The sequence below is a fragment of the Collinsella sp. HCP3S3_E5 genome (genome assembly GCF_052067635.1).
GTDB lineage: Bacteria > Actinomycetota > Coriobacteriia > Coriobacteriales > Coriobacteriaceae > Collinsella.
The window spans coordinates 35228-61251 of the sequence record NZ_JBQHQF010000012.1; the positions used below are offsets into that span (position 1 = coordinate 35228).

Consider the following 26024-nt stretch of genomic DNA (forward strand, 5'->3'; position numbering starts at 1 on the left):
CTTTGCACCAAGTTAGAACCAGAGAAGGTCGCTGCGGGTGATGGTGGCGCCGATGGCGAAGGGCATGCAGGCGATGACTGGATACAGGTAGCGCATGTAGGTCGAGCCGTTGCAGGGACCGATCAGGCACACGGCGAGCACGCCCAGCAGCGGCACCCAAATGGCCAGCCCTCGCCACGAATGACGACGTAGCAGATAGACCACCACAGCGATCATGATCCACACGTAGGTGGCCGAGCTCATGGTGAGCGAGATAAACGGGATGCGTTGTACTGCCACGCGATACAGGTTGATCAGGTGGTCGCACCAGCGCACAACCTTGCTATCGACCGGATGGAAGTCGAAGTACTTGAGGTTATCGGGCTTCGCCATGATCTCGGCACTGCGTGCCGTGCTGTAGACCCACGCATCGCGGGCACTCGGATAAAAGTAGCCGTAGTGGTTATTGATGAGCGCCGAGATATAGCACTCGGGATCCTTTTTGAACATCTGGGCCCACACCTCAAAATAGGCCTTGATGTCCTCCTGCGAGGCGTACTCGTTAAAACAGTTTTTTACGGCATCCGACTTGTCGGGGTTGTAACGGCGGCCCAGATTCTCGTACTTGAGCACCCGATCGATCGCAGCGCGTTCCTTATCGGTCACCAGACCGTCGCAGGGAGCTTCCTCAATCGTGCCGTCGTCTTTGACCCTGGGGTTAACGCCCGAATTAAGGCCGTCGTGCTTTTGGACGAAGCGCGCCGTCTGTTGAAACGGAATCGAGAGGATCTCGCGCTTGGAGCCCGGCGTGATATCGTGCGCGGGCATAAAGACCTTGGTAAAGTACATGTTGGATGCAAGGCAGAGCACGAGCACCGCGAGAACGCCGGCCCAGCGGAAGCGCGGCGTGGCGCATGAGGGTGCGACGCCAGACTGTTTGACCACGCGACGGGCCACATGCGCGTCCCAGACGCAAAACACCGCCGCAATCACGCAGGCCGCCAACGGAAAGACCAGGCCGCCATTGCGCAAAAACGTGGAACCCATGGCGCCCAGCACGAGCAACAGCCAGTCGCGGCGCGCAAAGAGCACTGGCGTGCGCTCGCCCGCGCGCTCGGCATTGACATCGCGACGGGGCAGGCCACATGCCACGAGCTTGACGGTCTGAACGAGCAGTACCAGAAACGCATCGGCAAACAGTACGTCTTTGGTCAGCAGCGCCGCGTAGTTGGAGAACATCGGCATAAACGCAAAGAACAGCAAGATGACGCCGCGGACCGGCAGGCTCACGCCCAGCTTACGCAGCGACGATATGGAATAGGCCACACAGGCGGCCGTGATGACAAATTGGGCGCAGGTGTAGATGGCAAGACCCGCATTGGCGCTATTGAATAGCGAAAGCCCCAGTTGCACACACGAGCCGATGATGGCCGTGTGCACCACCGGATGATGGCCGTTGAGCAGCACGTTGGGGTTAAGCAGGCGCAGGTAGTCGCTCGTGCCGTTGGGGTAGTTGAACCATTGGCGGATCTGCGCGCCAGTATCTCCCATAAAGAGGCCGGGCAGCGAGGCGATAAGCGTGGGCGCCCAGACAATCATGAGTACAAGAAACGGCCCAACAAAAGGATGGACCGAGAGCACGGCGTGGGCAACACGCCACACGCGGCCAAAATGCGCCTCCGAAAACGGAATGCGGCGAGAACTCAACCAATCCAAAAACTCAAAAGCCAGATAGAAGGACACAATCGCCAGAAGCATCCAGCCCGCGCCGCCAATCCAGGCGCAGATAACGCGCGCCTTGTCGCCCAGCACAATCTCGGCCGAATCGGTGAGGTCGTAACTGCGGCCGAACACCATGCAGACGGCAAAGAACAGCGACGGCAGCACGACCGAGGGGCGCCAAGCGTCACCGCGGCCAAAGAACACATAGCGAAACGGCAGCGTGAGTAGGCAGGCCAGCGCGAGCAGCATCACAGCGTCGGTATGGCCGGCAAATGAGAGGAGTACCTCGTAGCACACGTAAAGCATGCCCGAGGCCTTTGGATCGATCGCCAGGACCGCGTTGCTCGACACCGGGGCGGGATCGATGGAAAACGCCGTGGTCGCCAGCAGGGCGAGCAAAAATGCGACGAGCGTCTGCTTGGCGGGATAGCGCTTAAACCAAACGATGCGGGCGGCGTCGCGCGCAGCCGTTGTGGAGAGATCGGAATCCTTCACAGTCCGAAAAGCCTTTCTAGAAACCTGCCAAAAAGGGACAGGTTTATTTTGGCAGGTTTTATCTGGGGAAACGTTACGGTTCTGTCATCGTTGCCTGGCAAAACCGCCACAAAGGAGCCTGTCCCCTTTGTGGTGTATGTGGTGGTTAGGCGTCGAGATAGATGCGCTGGGGACGGTTGCGACGGAGGGCAAAAATGATGAGCGCCAGGCCCGCAATCACGAGCGGCAAACTCAGCAGCTGGCCCATGGTGATGACGCCGCCCAGCAGATAACCCAGCTGGGCATCGGGCACGCGCACGAACTCAACGAGAAAGCGGACGATGCCGTACCCCATCACAAACACACCCATAAACGCACCCTGGGGCAGCAGCGGTTTTTTGCGGCTGAGCACCTGCAGAATGCAAAAGAGCACAATGCCCTCGAGAAATGCCTCGTAGAGCTGGGATGGATGGCGCGGCATATCGCCCGCTGTCCCGCCAAAGATCACGCCCCAGGGCAGATCGGTCGGCTTGCCCCACAGCTCGCCGTTGACAAAGTTGGCGCAGCGCCCCAGGAACAAGGCCAGCGGAGCACCGATAACGGCAAGGTCGGCGATGGTCCAGGCGTCGAGCTTGTACATGCGGCACACGAGCACGCCGCCGATGATGCCGCCCACCAGGCCGCCATGGAAACTCATGCCGCCTTCGTTGGTGGCAAAGATCTCGAGCGGATGCGCCCAGTAGTAGCCGTCACCGTAAAAGATGACGTAGAACAGACGGGCGCCAATGATGAGGCCAAAGACCACACCAACCACGACACTCATCAGGTCGTCGACCGTAATGTCAAAACCCCAACGACGCTGCGTTCGGTACATGACGACCGCCGTGAGCAGAGCTCCGACCACATAGGCCAAGCCGTACCAGTAGATGGTGATGGGCCCCGCCGAAATGGCGACAGGATCAAGCATATGGTAGAGGTCGTTGAGCATATCGGTCCCCCTGCTCCCTACATACAAATGCGGCCGCGGGCCTTTCGCTCGCAGCCGCACATTTGGGCATGACGTCTATGCGGAGCACATCTCCCGCAGCTTTCGCTTCTCAGAACGGCGCATACTCGTCGTACAGATCCTCGACCTCGCCGGAGGCATTGACCTGCTCGACACGCGTAACGCCGGGCACGTGCTCCTTGAGGATACGCTCGACGCCCATGGAAAGCGTCAGAGCGCTCATGGGGCAACCGGCGCAGGCGCCCTGGAGCTCCAGCTTGACGACGCCCTCGTCATCAACGCCCATATACTCCATGTCGCCGCCGTCGGCCTGCAGGTTGGGGCGAATCTCTTCAAGAACCTTCTTAAGCAGCTCTTCGTTAACAGCCACAGGGGCTCCTTTCTCACAATAACGCGGGCGCGCCCGCGGACAGAGCTATGTTACTACAGCCATGTACCCGCTCGCGAGCCGTCCATGCGCGCGGACACGACTTTCACGAGCAGTTAATTTGACAGTCAATTTGGAACGGGGCTTAATTAGCCGCTTTTGCCAACGCCCGGCGCTCGTACACGCTGCCGCTACTGCTGCGTTTGTTCCCCGGTACCAATGTGGACATCGACGATAACCTGGCGGAAGCTAATGCCGCAGGAGTCGAGAATGCGGCGACTGATGCGGCCGTCGTCGGTGTCGGCGTACTTATTGTCCAGATAGACAACCTCGCCCACACCTACCTGCGCCAGGATTTTGGCACAGTCGTGGCACGGGAACAGCGTGACGTAGACCGTGGAACCCTCAAGGTCCTTGAGCGAGCCGCGGTAGTTGAGCACGGCATTGGCCTCGGCATGAACTACGTAGTTATGCTTGTCCTGCAGCGGGTCATCGCTCGTGCCCCACGGGAAAAAGTCGTCGTTGAGCGCCGAGGGCGTACCGTTGTAGCCCACCGAAAGAATGCGGTGGTTGGTGCTGGCGATGCACGCGCCCACCTGCGTATTGGGATCCTTGCTGCGGCGCTGCGCGGCGATGGCCACGCTCATAAAGAACTCGTCCCAGCTAATAACGTCGCGGCGCTTGCCCGACGCGGTTTGATGAAGATCGTCCGACATGGCAGACACCTCCGAAATCGAAATAGTTTGGCCCATTGTAGCAGGTGAAAGGTGGGCCTGTTTCCTCCCGGCGCCGACGTCCTTGGCTTTATGCGCGGCGAGGCTTTTGGTTGATGCGGTACAGCTCGGCGAGACCCCGCAGCGTCAGCGCGTCGTCTACCGTCAGGCTGTGGCCGACCAACGCCGCGAGCGCCTCGGCATCGTCGCCGGTGATGACAATGGGCACGCTGCCCTCGCCTGCCGCCTTGGTCGAGCGCATCTCGGCAAGCACCATGTCGAGCATGCCGTCGATACGGGCCACCTCGCCCAAGACCACGCCCGAGCGCATGGCCTCGCGTGTGTTGCGACCGATCACATGCGTGGGTGCCGAGGGCTCGACTTGCGGCAGGCGCGCCGCAGCGGCCGAGAGCGAGCGAGCGCCGAGCGCCAGCCCCGGCGCGATAACACCGCCGACAAAGGTTCCGCGTGCATCGATGACCTCGATATTGGTCGTAGTGCCCAGGTCGATCACGATGCACGGAGAGCCGTAGACGGCACGGGCCGCCACGGCGTCGGCGATGCGATCGGGACCGATCTCGGCCGGGTCGTCGTAGTGCACGGGCATGCCGGTCTTAAGTCCCGGCCCCACGGTGAGCACGCGCCCCGTGCAGGTACGGGAAAGTGCCGCCTTCCACGGGCGCTCGAGCGCCGGCACCACGCAGCTCAGCACTGCTGCCGCGGGAACGAGCACACCAGGCATGCCCGCATCGGCTGCCAGTGCGCCCATGACCCGCGCGAGTCTCATGCGCGCCTCATCGGCCGTAATGCTCGGCGGCGTCGTGATCTCGCACGTCGCAAGCGGGCATTCCTGCGCCGCGGCCGAATCCTCGGCAAACAGACCAAAGCGAATGAACGTGTTGCCCACGTCGACCGTCAATATATATGCGCACCCATTAAGCATCGTCGGCGCTCCTTTCGTCTGCCCAGCAGTATATCGCCTACCCGAACCAGCCATCCCAGGTAGTCATTTTGGGACGGGGCTATTTTAGCTACCCCAATATGTCGGTTGATATTTGCCCCAATCCCAGATAATTCGTCGACTGTCAAAGGGTAGCTAAAATAGCCCCGTCCCAAAATGACTACCTTGCCGCTATACTGATGCGCGGTCGTGCGCGAGCTCACGCGGCGGCCCTTGGTAACCCGACTTCCCGCGCCGTATCCGTAGCGGCGCTTGCGGGGGAAGCGGATATACGCAAAGGAGTTCTATATGGGCAATCCCTCGAACCGCACCTCTATGCGCGGTCAACTCACGCTGCGCGGCGTCGTCATCGGCGTCCTTGGCTGCGTGATTATCACGGCAAGCTCGGCCTACACGGCCCTCAAGATGGGCGCCCTCCCCTGGCCGATCATTTTCGCTGCCGTCATCTCGTTGTTCTTCCTTAAGCTCATGGGCAATGCCAGCCTCAACGAGGCCAACGTTACCCACACCATCATGTCCGCGGGTGCCATGGTCGCCGGCGGCCTGGCGTTTACCATCCCGGGCGCCTGGATGCTGGGCTATGCCGACCAGATCAGCTGGCTCGACATGTTTATCGTGGCGCTCGCCGGCACCATCTTGGGCCTTCTGGCAACGGCGCTCATCCACCGTCACTTTATCGTGGACGCCGCGCTGGAGTTTCCCACCGGCAACGCCGCAGCCCAGACCCTGCGTGCTACCGAGGCTGGCGGCAAGACCGGCAAGCAGCTCTTTGGCTCCATGGCCATCGCAGGCATCTATAGCGTGCTGCGCGACGCCCTGGGCGTGGTGCCCAGCATGCTGTGCACGCTCAATATCCCCGGCGTGACCTTTGCCATCTACAACTCGCCCATGTTGCTGTCCATCGGCTTTTTGGTGGGCTTTGCCCCCGTCGCCTTCTGGTTTGCCGGCGCGCTGCTGGGCAACTTTGGCATTATCGTCGGCGGCACCGCTGCCGGCCTGTTCGATATTGTGACCGCGCAGGGTATCGTCAAGTCCTTAGGTATGGGCCTTATGATGGGCTTTGGCGTCGCCGTCGTCCTTAAAGACATCCTGCCGCAGGTCGCCGGTATCGTTCGCGGTCTTGCCGCCGACAGCTCCACCGACACCGACGAGCAGTCGCTCATCTCGGGCTCGCTTAAGCTCGACGCCGGCATCATCGGCCTGGGCGCCGCCGCCATCGCCGTGATCATCGCCATCGCGCTCGACCTTGGCCCCGTCCCAGCCGTCATCGTCACGCTGTTCACCTTTGTCACCACCATCATGAGTGCGCAGAGCTGCGGTCAGACGGGTATCGACCCCATGGAGATCTTTGGCCTCATCGTCATGCTCATCGTAGCGGCCTTCGCGCAGCTTGCGCAGGTCAAGCTGTTCTTTATCGCCGGCATCGTGGCCGTGGCGTGCGGCCTTGCGGGCGACGTCATGAACGACTTTAAGGCCGGCGCCGTGCTGGGCACCAACCCGCGCGCACAGTGGATCGGCCAGGCCATCGGCGGCATCGTGGGCGCACTGGTCGCTGCCGCCGTCATGGTCGCGCTCGTCACCGCCTATGGTCCGGACGCCTTTGGTCCCGACAAGAGCTTTGTGGCCGCGCAGGCAAGCGTAGTCGCCACCATGGTCTCGGGCATCCCGAGCGTGCCGTGGTTCGCAGGCGGTTTTATCGCCGGCATCGTCATGTATTGGCTCGGCATTCCGGCCATGATGATCGGTCTGGGCGTGTACCTGCCGTTCTACATGTCGCTCACGGCCTTCTTGGGCTCCTGCGTCAAGCTCGCCTACGACAAGTGGGCAGCCCACCGCGACGCCGTTGCCGGTCTTTCGGGCAAAGAGAAGGCTTCCAAGGATGCTGCCTTCCAGGAGCAGGGCCTGGTCGTCGCCAGCGGCCTGTTGGGAGGCGAGTCTGTCGTTGGCGTTATCCTGGCGTTTGTCTCCGTCGGCCTGAGTCTGCTGGGCTAAACCCAACAACGACGTACCCGTACAGAGCGCAGGGTCGAAGACCATCCGGCCCCGCGCTCTGTATCTGTCGAAACACTCGGCCGCAACCGCATTTGACGTCCCCCTTACCTGCTCGTCTAAGTTTCACGTCAAGATGACCGCCCCGCCCGCCACGGTGTAGAGTACATGCTGCGAGCGCACCCGCGTTCCTGCGGCAATACGAGGTGGACATGGAACTCGACAAACAACAGATCAAGCGACTACGCAAACGCCATCACCGGCGCCACGGCATTCGACCTGCCCATAGTGAGGCCCTGGAGAACACCGGCCGCTTCCTAAAACGCGCATTCAACATTCGCGAGGGTCGCGCGCCCTATCACGTGATTCGCAAGCGCCTTGTAAACGGGGCGCGGCTGACCGGCTCGCACTTATGCATCCTCATCATCGCCATGCTCATCGCGAGCATCGGCCTCGATATCGACTCGGACATTGCCATCGTGGGCGCCATGCTCATCTGCCCACTCATGGGCTCAGTCCTTGCCATGGCATATGGCATCGCCACGCTTGACCGCGAGATTGCCGTCGAGGCCGTCGCCGGCCTCGCGCTACAGATGGCCTTTTGTCTGATCACGTCTACGCTGTATTTTAGGCTCTCGCCCCTTGGCACCACCACGGCCGCCATCATCGACAACTCGACGCCCACTGTGTGGGACCTTGCTGTCGCGCTCGCGGGCGGCTTTGCGGGCGGGCTGGGCAACTCGCGTGACCAGGAACCTGCCACGCTTATCGCCGGCGTGGCCGTGGCGACCGCGCTCATGCCGCCCCTGTGCGCGGCGGGCTATGGCATCGCCATTGCAAGCGGGTCACTGTTTCTCTCGGCGCTTTATGAGTTTGGCATCAACGTGGTCTTTATCGCACTGGCTGCCGAAGCCGTGCTGCTTCTTTTGCGCGTGCCGCTCAAGCGCGACCTGAACGGCGACGGTATTGTGACTGCTGAAGAAAACGCCGAGGTCAATGAGCTATCGCGCAAGGTGCGCCGCCGCATCATCGTGGGCACGGTGATCTTTGCCATCCCCTGCATTATTATGACGGCGGGGTCTATTGGCTCGGCGCAGGCTGGCGTGCAAGACGGCTACGGCGTCACTGAAACCACGCGCGAACTTGCGGCGGTGCTGCCGGGCTTTAAGGATTACACCGTCGCCGTCGAGACCTCGGCCGCCGAAGGCGACAAGGAGGGCGTTGTCGAGCGCCAGACTGTCGCTCACGTAACGACAAGCGAGACGCTCGGGGCGCACGACCGCCGTGTTGCCCGCAAGCTCATCGACCTCAACGTACCCGAACTCGATCGCGTGGAGTTTGGCGTGAAGTGATGCGGAACGTGAGGTAGGCCCGGTACGAGCGCGCGCAGCCGCGGGGCACAGGCACAGCCAAGCGCAGCGCTACAGCTCGTACTTGTACACGCGGTAGATGTACTTCTCGGCTTCCATCTCGTACGTGGCAATGGGCAGTCCATAGCGATCGTACTCGGCAAAGGTCTTGGCTATGCCCGATGCCACGAGCATGCTATTCGAATCGCCGACGCGCTGCGCACTACTTACGTAACCTGAGAACGGCACTGCGATCTGGTCCACAAGCTCGTAGGTGCGCGCGGTCTCGTCCACCGTAAAAATGCGCCCAAACGAATGCGTTCCCTTGCTGTAGTCGGTCACTACCGCAGCGCCCAGCTGGCCCCAGTCGAACTTGGGATAGCTCTCGGCAGCACCAAAGTTGTTGTCGTATAGCAGCACCTGGTAGCGACCAGTCGCGGTCGTCTCGTCGTTTGGCAGATAGGTCACACTATGCTGGCCTGCGTTGAGCGAAAAATCGCCTTGAGCCTGCAGCAACTTGTCCTCAAAGCCCGAGCCGGCCCAAAACTCTGGCGAGCCCATAAGCCAATCGACCGTAGGCGTACCGTAGATATCCGTGAGCTTGATGACCGTTGAGGTCTCGCGCGAGCTGAGCAAAACGGTGCCGCCGCCGAGCCACTGGATCGTGTTGATGTGAATCCAATCCAGGTCGCCGTCCGAGGCAACCTTGGCGCTTGCCTTGAGGTCGGGGAACATATCGCCCAGGTCCACGACGAGAGAGACGTCACCTGTTGTTATGTCGACCTTAATGATGAGGTCCTCTACATTAACGCGATCGTCCTTATCTTTTTTGGCAGCCGCGCGATCGACGTCCAAATCGGCTTCGGAGCCGGCGTGACTCGCCAGCACCAGCAGGTTGCCATCGTCATCGAAAGCGTAGTCGTGGTGTAGCTCGTAGTCGCCCGTGCTCCAGACGTTTACCACCTGGCCGATGGCGTTGATCTGGGCCATCTTGGTAGTCGAGACGCTCATGATCATGCTGCCGTCGCCCGGGAACAGCAGGCGGTGGCTGCGGTAGCCGACAATCGGCACCTCGCCGCGAATCTGGCCGTCGTTGTCGTAGAGGTACATAAAGTCGAGCTTGGACGAGTCGTTGCCCAAGATGGTAAAGAGACCATCGGCAAGCGGCGTATTGGACTCCCCCGACGTAACGGCGAGCTGCTCTTCTTCCTCGCCTTTGAGAGCCGGCGTCTTGACCGTGAACGTCGAGGTGCGGCTGATACCATCTTGTGCCGTGCAAGTGATGGTTACCGTGTTTTTGTGGTTGGGAATGAGGCCGATGACCTTGAACTCGTGTTCCGTGGCCGGCGCGTCGCCGCCGTGGGGCGAATGGGAAAACGCGGCGACCTTGGGCGTGTCACCAGTCTTTTTGCGACCGGCGACCTTGTAGGAGACGGTTACGGAATCCGTTGTCGCAAAGCGAACGTAGCAGCTCAGGGTATCGGTGCCAAAGGGATCCTGCGCGATAAACGGAGTGGTCTCGTTGTAGCCGCCGTCAGCGTACTCGGCATCGAGCCGCTCCTTGATGGCCGCCTGCTTCTCGACGTCGTAGGTCGCGACAATCTGCTTGTGGAGTTTCTTTTGCTCGTCAGTGAGCTCGTTGCTCGAAGTAGATGCGGCGCCCGTGCCGGCCCCGCCGACCGAGCAGCCCATGAGCCCTGTCCCGGCAAGCGCCAGCGTGCCCGCCGCACCCGCAAGAGCCGCTCGGCGCGAAAACAGCCTGCTGTCCTTGTCACTCAATTCCATATCGTTACCGTCTTTGAATACCATTGTTGTTCCCTCATATACCACGGCGTTTTCCCAGCCCTGTCTAATTATGACTCGCAGTTTAACAAACGCCCCTTAATGCAAGTTAAAGCTTGTAGCGATACGGAAACGCGGGGCGCGAAGGGAATCCGCAACCCTTCCGCTCCCAAGTGATCAATCGGAGCGGCCGCGATGGTGCTCGATCCAGTCCACGGCAAAGTCGACAAGTTCGCGTTGGCGCATAAAGCGGATTGTCCCGTTGCCGAGCGGCGCTGCGGCGCACTGACACTGCAAATGACACGTTTCTCAATGTTGCCGAGGGATCTTTTTAGTACTTGAAGAAACCCTCGCCCGAGCTTTCGCCCAGCTTGCCTTCGTCGAGCATCTGCTTGAGGACGGATGCCATGGCCTTAAAGTTGTAGGGCATCATCATCTTTTTGAGCAGCGGGCTCACCAAGCCCGGCACCTTCTGATACTGCATGACGATGTTATAGGCCGTCTGGATGCCCACGGTGTCGAACACGCGAAACGGGCCCTTGGGCGCGCCAGTGCCGCGCGTCCATGCGAGGTCGATGCTCTTGGGGTCGCTGACGCCCGAGACGTACAGATCAAGGCCCGAAAGCAGCCACGGCACCAGCATGGAATTGAGCAGATAGCCGTTCTTTTCCTTGTTGACGGGCAGGGCAAGCATACGGATGTCGCTGGCAAAGTCGACGAGCTCATCGAAATAGCGCTTGTCGGTCTGGTCCTGAGCCATGACCTCGGTCATGTTGTTCTTCCAGATGGAGTTGGCAAAGTGCAGCGACAGGTACTTCTCGGGGCGGCCAGTGTACTTGGCAAAGGTGCTCGGCAGCAGCGTGGAGGAGTTCGTCACGACAACGGTCTTTTGCGGGAGAACCGGGGCGAGCTTCTTGTAGAAGTCGATCTTTGCCTGGGTGTCCTCGGCCATCGACTCGATAACCAGATCGGCGTCGGCCACTGCCTTGGCAAGATCGAGCTCTAGCTTGAGTGTGGAGTAGGCACGCTCGACGGCGGCGAGCGCCGCCTCCCTGTCGAAGGGCTGGTCGCTATCGGCGATACCGGCACACCACTCGCCTGTGCCGTCCGCCATGCCCTCGATAGCCGCGATGTACTCCTCGCGCACATGATCGATCTTGGGCTGAGTGCGGCCGATGCTGCCCTCGCTGCGCAGCCAGATCGTCACATCGAAGCCGCAGTAGGCAGCCTGAAAGGCAATCTGGCTTCCCAACACGCCGCCACCGGCAACACAAACGGTCTTGTAGCTCATAGGAACAGTCCTCTCTTACGTAATTCCATGGATGTGTATTTATTCAACCGTAAGGATGACGCGCGCTGGGGGTGGGTTCCATAAACGGACGGTAATTTGCGGCGAACGGCTACATATGTTCATTATCTTAGGGTTCCAAGAGCGATTTTTGGTGCCACTGAGACGTCGCATTCGGAAGAGGTGATAGTTGGGGCGTTTACGCAGCATATGTCCAGCAAAACGGGTGGTAGCCGATACGGCTACCACCCGTTTGTCTCATATCTAGCACATAGCAGGCCAACTACCTCTTAATGCCGCGTCCCAGACGCTTGGCGACCGATGCAACGGCCTCCTCGCTGACCGAGCCACAGCTCACGCAGCCATCATGGGCACGCATCTGGCCAGTGACCTCGTCCATCGCGAGCGGCGCCACCTTCTCGAGCTTAAAGCCCTTACCGGCGCGCATGTTTTCCTTGGCCACGCTGATCATGAGCTTAATGCGGTTGAGCTGGTTGACCTCGGACGCGCCGGGGTCGTAGTCCACCGCGACAATGTTGCTCTCGGGGTGCTGACGGCGCAGCTCCTTGATCACGGCCTTGCCCACCACGTGGTTAGGCAGGCACGCAAAGGGCTGCGTGCAGATGATGTTGGGCGCGCCATGGTCAATCAGGTCGAGCATCTCGGCCGTGAGCAGCCAGCCTTCGCCCATGTTGTTGCAAACCGAAAGCACCGTACGGGCCTTGTCCGCCATGGTGCCGATGCGCTCGGGCGCCTCAAAGCGGCGGGACTTTTGGAGCAGCTCCTCCACCGGCGTACGCATCCAGTCCACGAGCTTGATGAGCGCCTGCATACCAGCGCGCGTGGTTGCAGAGCTTCCGAGCTCATCCTTCTGCAGCTCGGCGTTGCTCATGGAGTACAGGAAGAAGTCGAGCAGGCCCGGCACCACGGCCTCGCAGCCCTCGCGCTCGATAACGTCGACCACGTGGTTGTTGGCTGTGGGGTGGAACTTGACCAAGATCTCGCCGACCACGCCCACGCGCGGCTTGGTGCCCTCGCCCACGAGCGGCATGGTGTCGAACGCGCGGATGGCCTCGCGGCACAGCTTGGTGTAGTTGTGGCGGTTGAACTTGGGCGCCAGCTTGCGGGCGCGCGCCATGTACTCCTCGTAGAGTGCGTTGGCGGCACCGGGCGTAGCCTCGTATGGACGACAGCGATAAAGCATCTGCATCATCACGTCGCCAAAGAGCACCGCGTAGACTGCCTGCTTAAGCAGTGCCGGCGTAATCTTAAAGCCGGGGTTGTCCTCACCGAGCGCCACCGCCGAAAGCGAGATCACCGGAATCTCGGGGTGGCCGCTCTCGCGCAGGGCCTTGCGGATGAGTGCGATGTAGTTGGTGGCACGGCAGCCGCCGCCGGTCTGGCTGATAACCACGGCCGTCTTGGACAGGTCGTACCGGCCGCTCTCGATGGCCTCCATAATCTGGCCGGTCACCAAAATGGACGGATAGCAAATGTCATTGTTCACATAGCGCAGGCCGGCCTCGACGGCGTCGTGATCGGTCGAGGGCAGCAGCTCCAAGTTGTAGCCGGCACCGCGGAACACCTCTTTGACCAGGTCAAAGTGGATCGGCGCCATCTGCGGGCACAGGATGGTGTAGCCCTCCTCGCGCATCTGCTCGGTAAAGGGCACCTTGGGCCACGCGGTCGATGCGCTCTCGCGCTGAGCCTCGAACGTGTACTTGCGGCTCGCGAATGCGGGGGCATCCGTGGAGGGAGCCACCGGCGCGGCATCGCCCTGCTCGTAGGTCTCGCCCGCGGCCGCGGCCTCGGCCAAGCGCTCAGCCTCCTGGTCCTTAAGCGCGGCCATGAGCGAGCGGATGCGGATGCGCGCGGCGCCCAGGTTGGACACCTCGTCGATCTTGAGCACGGTGTAGATCTTGCCGCTGGCCTCCAGAATCTCCTGCACCTGATCGGTAGTCAGGGCGTCCAGGCCGCAGCCGAAAGAGTTGAGCTGGATCAGGTCCAGGTCGTTGCGCATCGTCACAAAACGGGCGACGGCGTACAGGCGGCTGTGGTACATCCACTGGTCGACGACGCGGATGGGGCGCTCGGGCTTCACCAGGTGCGCAAGCGAATCCTCGGTAAAGACCGCAAAGCCAAAGCTCGAGATAAGCTCGGGCAGGGCGTGGTTGATCTCGGGGTCGTTGTGGTAGGGGCGGCCGGCGAGCACGATGCCGTGACCGCCGTGGTCCTCGACCCACTTAAGGGCCTCCTCGCCCATGGTCTGGATGTCCTCGTGGAAGCGCGCATCGGCCTCAAAGGCAGCGTTGACGGCGGCATCGACCTCGGAGCGCGTAATCTTGGGACCGCGCACGCGACCGCGACCGGCCTCAGCATCGGCCACGCGGTCGACGGCAAGCACCTGGTACAAGCGGCGCTTGAGCTCGGTCTTGTCGTGATAGGGCACAAACGGGTACAGGAACTCGATGTTCTGCTCACGGATCTCGTCGATGTTGAGCGCCAGCGCCGTGGGGTAGCTCATGACGATGGGGCAGTTATAGCAATTGCCAGCCGTCGGATCCTCCTTGCGCTCCCAGCGCACGCACGGCATCCAGATAAAGTCGACATCGCGGTCGATAAGGTTCATCACGTGGCCGTGGCTCATCTTGGCCGGATAGCACACGCTCTCGGACGGCATGGACTCGATGCCTGCCTGGTAGGTCTTCTTGCTCGACTGGTCGGACAGCTGCACGCTAAAGCCCAAGCGCGTAAAGAACGCGTGCCAGAAGGGGTAGTTCTCGTACATGTTGAGTGCGCGCGGGATACCCACGGTGCCGCGCGGGGCCTCGTCGGGGCTCAGCACCTCGCGATTAAAGAGCAACTCGTTTTTCTTTTTGAAGAGGTTAGGGGCCTCGGTCTTTTGCTTTTTGTGGCCGGCGCCCTTCTCGCAGCGGTTGCCGGTAATGAAGCGCCTACCGCCGCCAAAGTCATTGACGGTGAGCTGGCAGTTGTTGGAGCAGCGACCGCAGCGGACGTGCTTTTGCGTCACAGTGAGGTGCGCGATGTCCTCGGCCGAAAGGATGGTCGAGGTGCCGTCGGCGCCAGCGCGATCGCGGGCGAGCAAGGCCGCACCATAGGCGCCCATGCAGCCGGCGATGTCGGGACGCACAGCGCGAACGCCGGTGAGCTGCTCAAACGCGCGCAGCGTGGCATCGGACATAAAGGTGCCGCCCTGGACGATCACCTGGCTTCCGATCTCCTTGGGATCGCGCAGCTTAATGACCTTGAACAGGGCATTCTTAATGACGGAATAGGACAGGCCGGCCGCGATGTCGCCCACCGTGGCACCTTCCTTTTGCGCCTGCTTAACACGCGAATTCATAAAGACCGTGCAGCGACTGCCCAGGTCCACCGGAGCCTTGGCATGGATGGCGGCGTCGGCGAACGCGCGCACGTCCATGTTCATAGAGACGGCGAAGCTCTCGATAAAGCTACCGCAACCCGACGAGCAGGCCTCGTTGAGCATGATGTGCTCGATGACGCCGTCCTTGACGCGCAGGCACTTCATGTCCTGACCGCCAATGTCCAGGATAAACTCGACGCCGGGCAGGAATGCCTTGGCGCCGCGCAGGTGCGCGACGGTCTCGATCTCGCCGGAATCGGCCTTGAGGGCCTCGATGAGCAGCGCCTCGCCGTAACCCGTGGTGGTCACGTGGCCGATGGTGCAGCCGGCGGGGATGTGGTTGTAGAAATCGGCCATGATGACCTTGGCCGTACCCAGGATGTCACCGTTGTTGTTGCCGTACCAGGTATGCAGCAACTGGCCGTCCTCACCCACAAGCGCGGCCTTCATGGTGGTGGAACCGGCGTCGATACCGATGAACACGCGACCGGTGTAGCCTTCGAGCTTGCCCTTGGGGACGACTTCGGTGTCGTGGCGGGTCTTGAACTCGGCAAAGTCCTCGTCGGTGGCAAAGAGCGGATCCAGACGCTCGACCTCGGCGCCCTGTGTGTCACCCAGGGCATCGATGGCCTCGATGAGCTGCGGGAACGTGCTGAGCTTATTGGACTCGTGCGCCATGGCGGCACCGCTCGCCACAAACAGGTGAGCATTTTGGGGCACGATGCGGTGCTCCTCGTCCAGGTTGAGCGTGAGGTAGAAGCGATGGCGCAGCTCGGAGAGATACTGCAGCGGGCCGCCCAGGAAGGCGACGTTACCGCGGATGGGGCGGCCGCACGCCAGGCCCGAGATGGTCTGGGTCACGACGGCCTGGAAGATGGAGGCGGCCACGTCCTCGGGGCGGGCGCCCTCGTTGAGCAGAGGCTGCACGTCGGTCTTGGCAAAAACGCCGCAGCGGCTGGCGATGGGATAGATGGTGGTGGCGTTGGCCGCGAGCTCGTTGAGGCCGCTGGCGTCGGTGTGCAGCAGGGTTGCCATCTGGTCGATGAACGCACCCGTACCGCCGGCACAGGTGCCGTTCATGCGCTGCTCGATGCCGTTATCGAAGTAGATGATCTTGGCGTCCTCGCCGCCCAGCTCGATGGCGACATCGGTGGCCGGGATGAGGGTCTCGACGGCGCGTTTGCTGGCGATGACCTCTTGGACAAACTCCAGGTCGAGCCACTGAGACAGCAGCAGACCGCCCGAGCCGGTAATGGCGCAGGTCATCTGGGCCGTCGGCAGCACGGCCGCAGCGCCCTCGAACAGGTCGCGGGCGCAAGCGCGGACGTCGGTGTGGTGGCGCTGGTACTTGGCGTAGACGAGCTGATTGTCATCGTTGAGCACGGCGAGCTTAACGGTGGTGGAGCCAACGTCGATGCCCAGGTGCAGGTTGCCGTGGGCGTTGTCGGGGTTGAAGATTGCGCCTTCGGGGGCGTGGGCGGCGGCTGCGGGCTCGCTAGCGACGGACGTCTCCCCTGCCGCGTTCTTGGCATCGGCAACTGCCTCGGCAACTTTCTCGGCAGCCGCGGTCGCGGCCTTCTGCGCGGCGTCCACCACGGTGGGCGCAGCCTCGCGTGCGGCGGCGACCATGCGGTCCTTGATGCCCTCGACGAGTTTGCTCATTGTCTCTCCTCTTAGTTGTTGGACTCGACGGTTGCGGGGGTGTCGGCCGCGTCCTCGAGCTGCAAGTTCAATAGCTTCATGCCGTACTCCGGCACGTTGATATCGATGGGTTGGCCATACAGGTCACCAGGGCGCACAAAAGCGAGCACCGTCATCATGCGCGCCATGGCCTCGGGCGATTCGGTGAGCCCACGCTCAAACCAGCGCTGAATCATGCCGACCTCGGCACTCACGACGTAGGTGACGTAGTAGTCAAAGAACGTGCCCAGCGCCAGGCCCAAAATGCCCGTCTGTGCACGCGGCACCACAGCCTCACGCGCGGTGTCGATAATCCTTTTAATGAAGGCCTGGTCGCCGCCCGGACCCAGCAGCGCACCGATCAAGTCGCGGTTGGCCGCAAGATAACGCAGTAGCTCAACCGAACCGGGCGCCGGCTCGAGCTCATCGATGTTGTGATAGAGATCGGGCAGCCGAGCTGCGGTGATGAGCTCAATACGCTCACGGATCTCGGCCAGCAAGCCGTCCTCGATTTGATTGATAAAGTCGGGGATATCGCGGTAGTGCGAATAGAACGTACGGCGCGTGAGGCCGGCGCGCTCGGTGAGCGACGCGACGTTAATGCGCGAAAGATCGCCGCTTTCGGCTAGTTCGCTGGCAAGTGCCTGGCGAAGGGCACGCTGCGAGCGAAGGGACCGGCGATCGCATTTCTCGAGCTGGGACAAGCGTCCTCCTTGTTACTCAGCCTGTGCGCTATTGCACAGTGCGAGTATTATTGCACACCGTGTGTATCAACACGTAAAGGCAATATTTGAGATGTGACAAAGGGGCAGTCCCTTTGCCACATCGAGCCGCTGCTTGGTCCCGTTAATGGGACCAACAATCGCCACGCCCGTTTCATCATGCCGGTAATGATCGATAAGGAGGCCGACATGAACAATCAGGCATGCGATGGCATCACCGATGCCGGCAAGGACCTCGTCCTCAGCTGCATCAAGAGCCAAGAGCTGCGCGACCACATGCGTAAATACCTATACTGGCCAGCACCAATCATCGCCGGCTCTCTTAAGACGCTTGATGAAAAACGCACCATGCTCGAGCAACTCCGCAAGGAGGTTTCGCCGGAGCTGGTCGAAGATATCGATTCGCATCTCGCCCAGCTCACCAGCGCACTCGATATGCTCCACAACATCGAGCGCGACCGCGGAATCCTCCTACTGCACGTCATGGTCTACAACGAGGAGGAGCGCGACGCCGACGCCCTCGACGGTCCCTTCCCCACCGCATCGTGGGAGGCCGCGCAGACGCTCATGAAGCGCTACATCGAAGAGTATCCTGAAGACGACTGGTCCGAATCGTACTGGAAGATCGACCTATACACCCCAGAAGACCTTCACGAACATCAAACGGCGCAGTCTTCCCTGGCGTTTGCGGCAACCAAGGATGGCGAGCTTATATTTCTCCGCGATCAGCGCAATAACCGAACTCGCAAATCGTATGTCGAAAGCGCCTGGCGAAACGATAGCAGACGGTTCTGCAACAGCAACGAACCCATCTATACGCCGTGGGTCCCAGGCGACATCCTCAAAATCGACGGTCGCCCCTTTGATCACGGGCCTCGCTTTGCCATTGTGCTCGAAAACGACTACGAGCACACGCTCCGGGGACAGATCTGGTGCGCAGGGCCTAGTAAAGATCACGGCGTTAAGGAGGGTTCACTTTCATCCGGCACCTACAGCGACAGTCTCCTGGACCCCTTCATCCCCTCCGCCCTCTACACCGCCGAGTGCTACACCGGTGAGCTGCCGGACGACTGCGCTTTTATGCTCGAGCTTTCGCAGATGCTGCACGACAACCCCGACTACGGCAAGCAATGGTCCGAAGGCTCGGTCGGACATGACTGCCTTCAGCCGTATCGCAAGCCCGCCAACCAAAGCGAGCTGGATATTCGTCCGGACATCTTCGAGTTTTTAGACTCGCACAGTATTAAGGAGCATCTTCAACGAATCAACTACGAGCTCACCACGCCCGTAGCGGCTTTCATTGTCAATTGCTCGCATAAAGCAACGCTGCAGCAAAAGCTCGAAGGCTGGCAAAAGATCATCGACAATATGCCCAATTGCACCATGAGCCGCAGAAATGACACGGTCGTCATCCCGGACTTCCATGCCTTTCTGCGCAATGCCATCAGGCAGGAGCAAAGAAAGCTCGCACACTTTAAAAGGACGGACGGTCAAAGCCTGTACTTCTTTGAGGACTACTCGTGGGACCGGGGCGGGCAGGGTGGCTATCTTTACGGCCCGTACAACAGTTATCAAAAGTGCTTCGATGCCATCTGGAAAGAGCTCGACGGTGACGATTCCAAAGCCATCAGGATCACTCGTCGTCCCATCGACCCAGAAGAAGACCACTATGCCGACGACATGGTCTTACTCAATGCGAACGGCGAAGTAATGTCTTGCGATTACCGCAACAAAAGCGAGTGGGACGAGGCGGGCACCGCCAGCGATTTCGAGGACATGTGGTTTGATATCCCGACGCCTTTCCATGCCGGAGACATCGTCTGCAACCTCCAACGCCCCGACAAGCCGATGGTGCTGTTTGACCTGCAAACTTGGGGATCCGAACGAGTCGACAAAGAGCTGGCCTCCTCCGTCTACAAAGAGCGCCTCGTTCAAAAGGCCGACAAGCTATTGCGCTGGCACCGATATGACGGCGACACCAGCGACATGTACGCCTACGGCTGCCAAGTCTCATCCGCCTTGCATTTCCCCTTCTACATTGGGGAGCCTGAGGGCTTTCTTTTGGACATCGACTATTACCGCAAGCCGCTCAAGTCAGAGGAGCGAATCCTTTACGGCGTCAGGGCATATGTCAAAGGCGACCTGGCGGTTGATTCGCTCGCCGCAATGGCCAGCGCATGCGAGCTACAGGCGATGGCGGAGAAAAAGGCGCGTGGCTTCGAGGACGCAGACAGCTGGCTCAAGGACCGCTACCCAGAACTGTTCGATGCGACGGCCGATCCCTTCTTAGAGGAAGACGGCGGTTGCGCCAGTTACGCTTAGTTTTTGAAACGCCACTACCGATTGTCCATTCAGTACGCGCACGCCCATGTACCAGTGCGTTTCCAAAAGTATGTTTGACGCGAGATTCATATCAGACCCGTTAATGGGATCACAAAGCACAACCTCTGATGGATGCTAACGGCAACGACCGAATTGGAGGTTGCAATGGACAGCCAAGCAGATACCGTGATCACCGATGCCGGCAGGGAGCTCGTTTGCAGTTGCATCAAGGACGATGAGCTGCGTGCTCATATGTTCAAACACATGGGAATGGCAGATGGCTCCCTCTGTAAAACCATCGGCGGCTCCCTCAAGACGCTCGACGAAAAACGGACCATGCTCGAGCAGCTTCGCAAAGAGGTCTCATCGGATTACGCCGAGACGATCGACTCCGGCCTCGAACAACTCGACACTGCACTCGATATGCTTTACAACGTTGACCGTGACCTCGGTATCTTGCTGGTCTCCGGCGTGTTTTACAGTGAAGACGAGCGCGGGCACGACACCTTTGATGGCCCCTTCCCCGTTGCCTCATGGGGAGCTGCGCAAACCCTCATGAAGCAATACGTCGATGATGACCCCGATGAAGATTGGTCCGAATCATTCTGGCAGATTAAGCTCTATACCGCCGAAGACTTACACGACTGCCCACGCGCTCAAGCCTCGCTGATATTCGCCGCAACCATACCCCGGCTGTGGCAAACATTGGTCGGATGGATCGGTCGTACACGACTGCTTGCAGCCATATCGCACATCGGCCGGCGCCGGCGTCAACGCCATACGTTCGGACATTCTCGAGTTTCTCGACTCGCCTGACATCAAGGAGCATTTGAGAGACATCGGCTACGAGTTCACCACGTCCGAGGCGGCATTTATTGTTGCCCGTTCGAACGAAAAGGCGCTACGGCAGAAGATCAAGGGCTGGCAAAAGATTATCAACAACATGCCCAATTGTGCGATGAACAGGCGATACGGCACGTTCAATATCCCCAACTTCCATGTCTTTCTTCGCGACGTCATCAGATGGGAGCGCAAGAAAATCGCCCGGTTCAAACAGCCTGGCAAGCACATGTATTTCTTTGAGGACAAGACGGGAAGTCCCCCTGAGAGCGAGTGCAATTATGGCCCCTACACCAGCTACGAAAAATGTTTCGAGGCAATCTGGAATGTGCTTGAGGAGGAGAATCCTACCTCGGTTGAAGTAACACGCCGCCCGATCAATCCGGACGATGGCCACTATGCCGCCGACAAACTCTTGCTCAACGCGAAAGGCGAGACCATGGACTGTCAACTGCGCTGCATCGACAAGGAACGCGAGGGAGAAGACCCCACTTTCGCCTTTGAGCTGATGTGGTTTGACATCCCGACGCCATTCCATGCCGGCGACATCATCTGTTGTCACGGCGACCCTAGCGACCCCATACTGCTTCTCAATATGCAGACATGGACCACGCAGCGGGTCATAGATGAGCTTCCGCCTTCCACCTACAGGGAATGCGCCGCAAAAAAGGCCGACGACCTGCTCAGGCACCATCGGCAAAATGGCGATACGAGCGACATGTACGCCTACGGCTGTCAGATTGAATATCCCCTGGAGTACCCCGTCTATATCGGAGAGCCGAGTTGTTTTCTTCTCGATATGGAATACTGCCGTACCCCGCTCAAGCCGGAGGCGAGAATTCTGTACGGCGTGCGGGCATATCTCGACGGCAATCTGGGTCTTGACTCACTAATTGCGCTATCAAGTCTTTGCGAGCTGCAGGCGCTGGTCAAGAAAAAAGCCGAGCGGTTTGAAGGGGAAGACGGCGGGCTCAAGATCCGCTATCCGGAGCTGTTCGATGATGCGATAACCCCGCCGGAGCGATTCGAAACAAAGAGGAGCTAACCATGGACATCTTGGATTTTGTGGACTCCCGGGACATTCGGGAGCACCTGCGCAGTATCGACTTCCAGCCCAGCACCATCGAGGCCGCCTATCTGGTTTGGTTTTCGAAGATCGCCACGCTCGATCAGAAATGCGAAGCTTGGCAGGAGATCTCCCGAACCATGCCCAATTGTTCGCTGGAGGCAACCCATGCCGGTCTTGGAAGGCCGGCCATCCCCGATTTTCATGCTTTTTTGCGCTGGACAATCGATTACAACAAGCGGTGCGTCGATGCGTTTGCGAGTGGGACGGGCTACGTTTATCAGTATGAAGAGGAGATTGTGCCCGACGGGCAACTTTGCGGGGCCTTCGGCGCGCCATTCAGCTGTTATGGGAAATGTGCCGAGGCGTTGCGCGGTGATGATGAACTGGCGAGCCGTCCAGAGGCACGCGTACGCATCACCCGGTGCCCGCTCGATGCCGACGAAGAACATCCCCGGGAAGATTGGCTCCTAGTGAACGGCAAAGGTGAGGCCCTTTCCGTTTATTGCCCTTCAGCCGGCCCCATTGAGAACGATTGGGAGATCGCGTTCGAGTTCATCTGGGTCGATATCCCCACGCCGTTCCACACCGGCGATATCGTCTGGACGCCGCAAGGCAGTGCCCGTGAGCCGTTCACGCTGTTCGATCTGCCCACGTGGGACCGGACAAAGCTCGAGGCAGAGCTTCGGCAGGCAGACCGTTCTGACGAATGGCTTGATCATGCGCAGCAGCGCCTCGAGCACTATCGCCATGCAGGGGATATCAGCAACATGCGTGCCACTGGCTGCTCGATTACCTACAACGAGACGTTTCCCCTCTACATCGGCGAGCCAGACCCGCTTTACCTGAATCTTGAGTACTATCGCAAACCACTCGAAGACGAGCAGCGAATTTTAATCGCCGCCCAGGCCTACCTGCGCGGCGACCTGTATGTCGACTCACTCATCGCGTTTATCGACACCATAAGGATGGAGTCCAAGGCAAAGCGCAACCTGGAAGAGCTGCGTCTGGATCAGGCGCCGCTCAAGGAGAAGTACCCGCAGCTATTTGAATAAAGGTCGTCATGCCCGAATCCACAAGAAGTCGCACCAACAACTCGGAGACTATCGTGCACGAAGAAATAATCAACTTGATCGACTCTCCGGAGCTGCGAGAGCATTTGCTGCATAATCCGCAGCTCCTGAGCGGCGACCATTACATGCAGATTGTCGGTGGAGCACCGGTTGAAATTACCCGCAAACGAGAGCTACTCGGCAGACTGGTTGCTGGCGGGTGCAACTCGTCAGACGACACCCCTTACTGGCACTATCGGCAGATTTGCTTCGACTACATCGATGACTGCATGAACGCGCTAAAGGCCGTCGACGGGAACAGGAAGGTACTGCTTATTAGCGAAATTAGCTTTGTCGACAACAAAGTGGGATCCGCCATCACGCATGGCCCCTTTCCCGTGGCATCGTGGCAGGCCGCCCTTGCGGCAATGAAGGCATACGCAGACAAGTGGAGCGAAATGACAGACTTATCGTCCTCATACTGGATGATCGAGCTGTTCAACCTTGCCAACGACCCGAGCTGTTCATATCCATACGACGGCTTTCTACAGCCAGACTACACTTACTACGCAAACGCCTCCGGCGAAATCCAGTACATCTGCAGGGAAGAAAAGGGCGAATGTGGCGAGGTGCTCGACTGCATTGTGGGTGAAATCTTTGGCCCGTGGTTCAAGGGGGCATATGTCGACCTGCCCACACCGCACAAAAAGGGCGATATTCTTGAAATCGACTGCCGACCATGGGCGCCAGGACCTTGTTATTGCCTGGTAGCAAACTCGAAATTGGACTGCCTGTATCCCGATGGCGATGGACAGATCAGATGTGGCTCTATCCCCTACGGCAGTTGCTTTGCCGGATGGGCGTATACGAACTTGATGCTGTCGCCCGTGTTCAGGGCGAGGAAGGTAGCGCGGCCCTTGCCGGAAGCATGCGCAACCTTGCAAGTAATTGATCTGGACCGGATAGAAGACCTATTAGAAGAGTGCTCCAGTCACAAGGAGACGGAGCCTATTTGGCTGGACATATATCGGCATCGCGCTCGATGACGGATGCCAAGAACGAACCTTCGCGACGGCGGACACCATTCTATTAACGTAATGAATGAACAGTTTGCGCCGTATACCGTCCATTCACCCCATTCACTTTGAGTTGACACCGTGAAGTTATTAAAATGCGAGTAACACGCAATCTATTAGAAGGATTGTCCTATGGTTGAATTGACTGAGCTCAGCAAATCCGAGTTGCAAAGAATCAAAACGGCCCCTCAGGATTTTCTGGATAAAGTTCAAACAGTCAAAGCATCGAAGCGTGCGCGTTTTGTAATTGACAAAATACTGCAAAACGGATACTGCACCACGAAAATGCTCGAAAATGCAGGCTATAATCATCCACCTCGCGCTGCCCGCGACGTTAAGGAACTCGGAATAACCTTAAAGACCGTACGCTATAGAGATGAAAGCGGGCGACCGCTCGGAGCCTATATTTTCGGTAATTTCGAGCTCCAGGCACTACCGTCAAAGGCTGGAGGACGATCAGTTCTCGGAAATGAGTTAAAAGACAAATTGTTAAAGAAGTACGGCTCACGTTGTTTCATTTTTCTTGAAGAAGTTCCCGAAGGTCAACTTCAGATTGACCATAGAATTCCTTATGAAATAGCAGGGGAGCAGGACGAAACCTGCATTGAGAACTTCATGCTTCTCTCCCCGGCAGCAAATCGACGAAAAAGTTGGACTTGTGAGCATTGTCCTAATTGGACAGAAAAAGAAATTGACACATGCAGGAATTGCTTCTGGGCCTTCCCGGAATCGTTCACTCATACCGCCTGCAAGCCTTCTCGAGAAATCGGCGTTTCACTAGTTAACCCAGATGCAATTAAAATCTACGATCGGCTTGTCAAATTAAAAGGACGCGAGGCAATCCTCGATCTTGTCTCTTCTCAAATTCAAGACTACATTCTTGAGTTCGACTCGTCCGAATAGCTTCATTTATATAAGCGGGGGCTTTGAGCGTCTTAGTCGCAAAATAGGCCCCTGCTTAAATACAACGCTTCTATTGTTGTCTCCTTTTTTCCCAGCAACGTCGACTGCGCTGATATGCCAGCGTCCAGCATTATTTTTTTGCAACCGAGTTTTGAAGGCAGCTCGTCCCCGTAGGCCTTTACCCCCAGCTTGCCGTCATAGCTTAGAATGTAATCACATCCCAGATCATTCAATTTCTCCAGATAATCAATCAATTCGCTCTTCGCAACACCGGAGTAATAACGATGATCGCGCGTTTTGCTCACGCCCTGATAGGGTGGGTCCATATAAATGAAATCGCTCGCAGATAGCTCGCCTATTAGCTCTCGGAAATCGAGGCTCGTAAATAACGTTTTCCCGCACAACAGTTCATGCAGCGTCATTGCATTGCCTTTGACCCGCTCTGGTCGCGTTCCATGCCGACGTTTATCTGGCGACTGATTGAAATTGCCTTCAGACGAGTATCGAACCGCACCTTTTACGCAACGTGCTAAGAGATAAAGCGTGTTTGCCGGGGTTTTCTCGCCCGTATTAAACAACTCGCGAATGTAATAATAATGCTCAATATGACCCCCTGGATAAACAAATTGGGCATCCCAGACCGCTTTGTAGCATTCATACAAATAATCCGGCTTCTCAACAGCTGTTTTTAATAGCTGAACCAAGGGTTCATTTACATCGTTTATCCAATAGCGCTTCGCCATGCCTTTCGTGGCAACTGCAACAGTAATAGCTGCCATGCCTGAAAATGGCTCAACAAGCCTATCGATATTTTCGGGCATATAGGGAATTATTTGAGGCGCAAGTTTCCGTTTTGAGCCTTGGTACTGAACAAGCTGTGGTGCGAGTTTAATCAACTCGGTGCCTCCCCATTTGTTTTCTTGTCTCGCTATTGGCTCGACGTGCTTCATCCTATCTTATCGATAAGGCTAACACGTAATAAGGACATGAGTTTGAAGAGGATGCTTGTCACAACAGCCACCAATCCAGCCGCACTCATTTCACATATAGGCGAAACACCGTTACAAACCGGCGACTCAGACCTCGGAATAGCAGACCCATCTGCCGTCAATAGGTCCCCATCCGTTGATAAGTCTATTGCAAAGGCCGTGTAGGCCGACCAAATTGAGACGTTTCCGTGCCCTGCTTCTTAGACATCCATTGAGCAACGATAGTGCTGGCCACAATACGGCGACACTCTTTATCATTCACGCACTTCGCAAGAGTACCCTAATTATCCCCAGCCTTCTCTCGCCTGGCCGAAGCGACCCAGCAGTACAATTTTAATGTACATATCAAACCCTTAGTA

The 26024-nt window shown here is 58.7% G+C and carries 18 protein-coding genes; 8 read left to right on the forward strand and 10 right to left on the reverse strand.

Annotated elements, in window-relative coordinates:
- Window positions 1–12 precede the first annotated feature (12 nt).
- From ACTM82_RS05190 to ACTM82_RS05210, 5 genes are all read right to left on the reverse strand, one after another.
- On the reverse strand, window positions 13–2196 hold the full coding sequence (locus tag ACTM82_RS05190; protein WP_441054867.1) for a DUF6020 family protein: 2184 nt from the start codon (window positions 2194–2196) through the stop codon (window positions 13–15).
- 145 nt (window positions 2197–2341) lie between these two features.
- Window positions 2342–3163 (reverse strand): prolipoprotein diacylglyceryl transferase, encoded by an 822-nt coding sequence (gene lgt, locus ACTM82_RS05195; RefSeq protein WP_441054865.1) that lies wholly within the window; start codon window positions 3161–3163, stop codon window positions 2342–2344.
- 109 nt (window positions 3164–3272) lie between these two features.
- Window positions 3273–3551 (reverse strand): NifU family protein, encoded by a 279-nt coding sequence (locus tag ACTM82_RS05200; protein WP_427718265.1) that lies wholly within the window; start codon window positions 3549–3551, stop codon window positions 3273–3275.
- 188 nt (window positions 3552–3739) lie between these two features.
- Entirely contained in the window at window positions 3740–4264 is a 525-nt protein-coding gene (locus tag ACTM82_RS05205) for a deoxycytidylate deaminase (RefSeq protein WP_154514829.1), read from the reverse strand.
- Between the two features lie 88 nt (window positions 4265–4352).
- Window positions 4353–5204 (reverse strand): type III pantothenate kinase, encoded by an 852-nt coding sequence (locus ACTM82_RS05210; protein WP_154514831.1) that lies wholly within the window; start codon window positions 5202–5204, stop codon window positions 4353–4355.
- Window positions 5205–5510: 306 nt separating this feature from the next.
- Here ACTM82_RS05210 and ACTM82_RS05215 point away from each other — a divergent pair, with 306 nt between their 5' ends.
- Both ACTM82_RS05215 and ACTM82_RS05220 read left to right on the forward strand, forming a co-directional pair.
- Window positions 5511–7214, forward strand: coding sequence for an OPT/YSL family transporter (locus tag ACTM82_RS05215; RefSeq protein WP_441054863.1), 1704 nt, complete (start codon window positions 5511–5513; stop codon window positions 7212–7214).
- A gap of 209 nt (window positions 7215–7423) precedes the next feature.
- Window positions 7424–8563, forward strand: coding sequence for a DUF389 domain-containing protein (locus ACTM82_RS05220; protein WP_441054861.1), 1140 nt, complete (start codon window positions 7424–7426; stop codon window positions 8561–8563).
- A gap of 69 nt (window positions 8564–8632) precedes the next feature.
- On the opposite strand, the gene ACTM82_RS05225 is transcribed toward ACTM82_RS05220, so the two are convergent.
- From ACTM82_RS05225 to ACTM82_RS05240, 4 genes are all read right to left on the reverse strand, one after another.
- Window positions 8633–10369 carry an aryl-sulfate sulfotransferase gene (locus ACTM82_RS05225; protein ID WP_441054860.1) on the reverse strand — a complete coding sequence of 579 codons (1737 nt, stop codon included), beginning with the start codon at window positions 10367–10369 and terminating at the stop codon, window positions 8633–8635.
- 304 nt (window positions 10370–10673) lie between these two features.
- A complete protein-coding gene (locus ACTM82_RS05230; protein WP_427718252.1) occupies window positions 10674–11633 on the reverse strand; it encodes a 3-hydroxyacyl-CoA dehydrogenase in 960 nt (319 codons plus the stop codon).
- A gap of 280 nt (window positions 11634–11913) precedes the next feature.
- Window positions 11914–16677: an acyl-CoA dehydratase activase-related protein gene (locus ACTM82_RS05235; RefSeq protein WP_441054858.1), complete on the reverse strand. Its 4764-nt coding sequence runs from the start codon at window positions 16675–16677 to the stop codon at window positions 11914–11916.
- A gap of 11 nt (window positions 16678–16688) precedes the next feature.
- On the reverse strand, window positions 16689–17399 hold the full coding sequence (locus tag ACTM82_RS05240) for a TetR/AcrR family transcriptional regulator (RefSeq protein ID WP_427728052.1): 711 nt from the start codon (window positions 17397–17399) through the stop codon (window positions 16689–16691).
- Between the two features lie 186 nt (window positions 17400–17585).
- Here ACTM82_RS05240 and ACTM82_RS05245 point away from each other — a divergent pair, with 186 nt between their 5' ends.
- From ACTM82_RS05245 to ACTM82_RS05270, 6 genes are all read left to right on the forward strand, one after another.
- A complete protein-coding gene (locus tag ACTM82_RS05245; protein WP_441054856.1) occupies window positions 17586–19739 on the forward strand; it encodes a hypothetical protein in 2154 nt (717 codons plus the stop codon).
- Window positions 19740–19904: 165 nt separating this feature from the next.
- Window positions 19905–20555 carry a hypothetical protein gene (locus ACTM82_RS05250; RefSeq protein WP_441088517.1) on the forward strand — a complete coding sequence of 217 codons (651 nt, stop codon included), beginning with the start codon at window positions 19905–19907 and terminating at the stop codon, window positions 20553–20555.
- 13 nt (window positions 20556–20568) lie between these two features.
- Complete coding sequence (locus ACTM82_RS05255; protein ID WP_441054852.1) at window positions 20569–21624, forward strand: hypothetical protein; 1056 nt, start codon at window positions 20569–20571, stop codon at window positions 21622–21624.
- A gap of 2 nt (window positions 21625–21626) precedes the next feature.
- Window positions 21627–22700: a hypothetical protein gene (locus tag ACTM82_RS05260; RefSeq protein ID WP_441054850.1), complete on the forward strand. Its 1074-nt coding sequence runs from the start codon at window positions 21627–21629 to the stop codon at window positions 22698–22700.
- A gap of 8 nt (window positions 22701–22708) precedes the next feature.
- Complete coding sequence (locus ACTM82_RS05265; protein ID WP_441054848.1) at window positions 22709–23743, forward strand: hypothetical protein; 1035 nt, start codon at window positions 22709–22711, stop codon at window positions 23741–23743.
- A 162-nt stretch (window positions 23744–23905) separates the two neighbouring features.
- Complete coding sequence (locus ACTM82_RS05270; protein WP_441054846.1) at window positions 23906–24676, forward strand: hypothetical protein; 771 nt, start codon at window positions 23906–23908, stop codon at window positions 24674–24676.
- 32 nt (window positions 24677–24708) lie between these two features.
- Here the strand turns inward: ACTM82_RS05270 and ACTM82_RS05275 are convergent, their stop codons facing one another.
- Window positions 24709–25626, reverse strand: coding sequence for a DNA adenine methylase (locus ACTM82_RS05275; RefSeq protein WP_441054845.1), 918 nt, complete (start codon window positions 25624–25626; stop codon window positions 24709–24711).
- Window positions 25627–26024 lie beyond the last annotated feature (398 nt).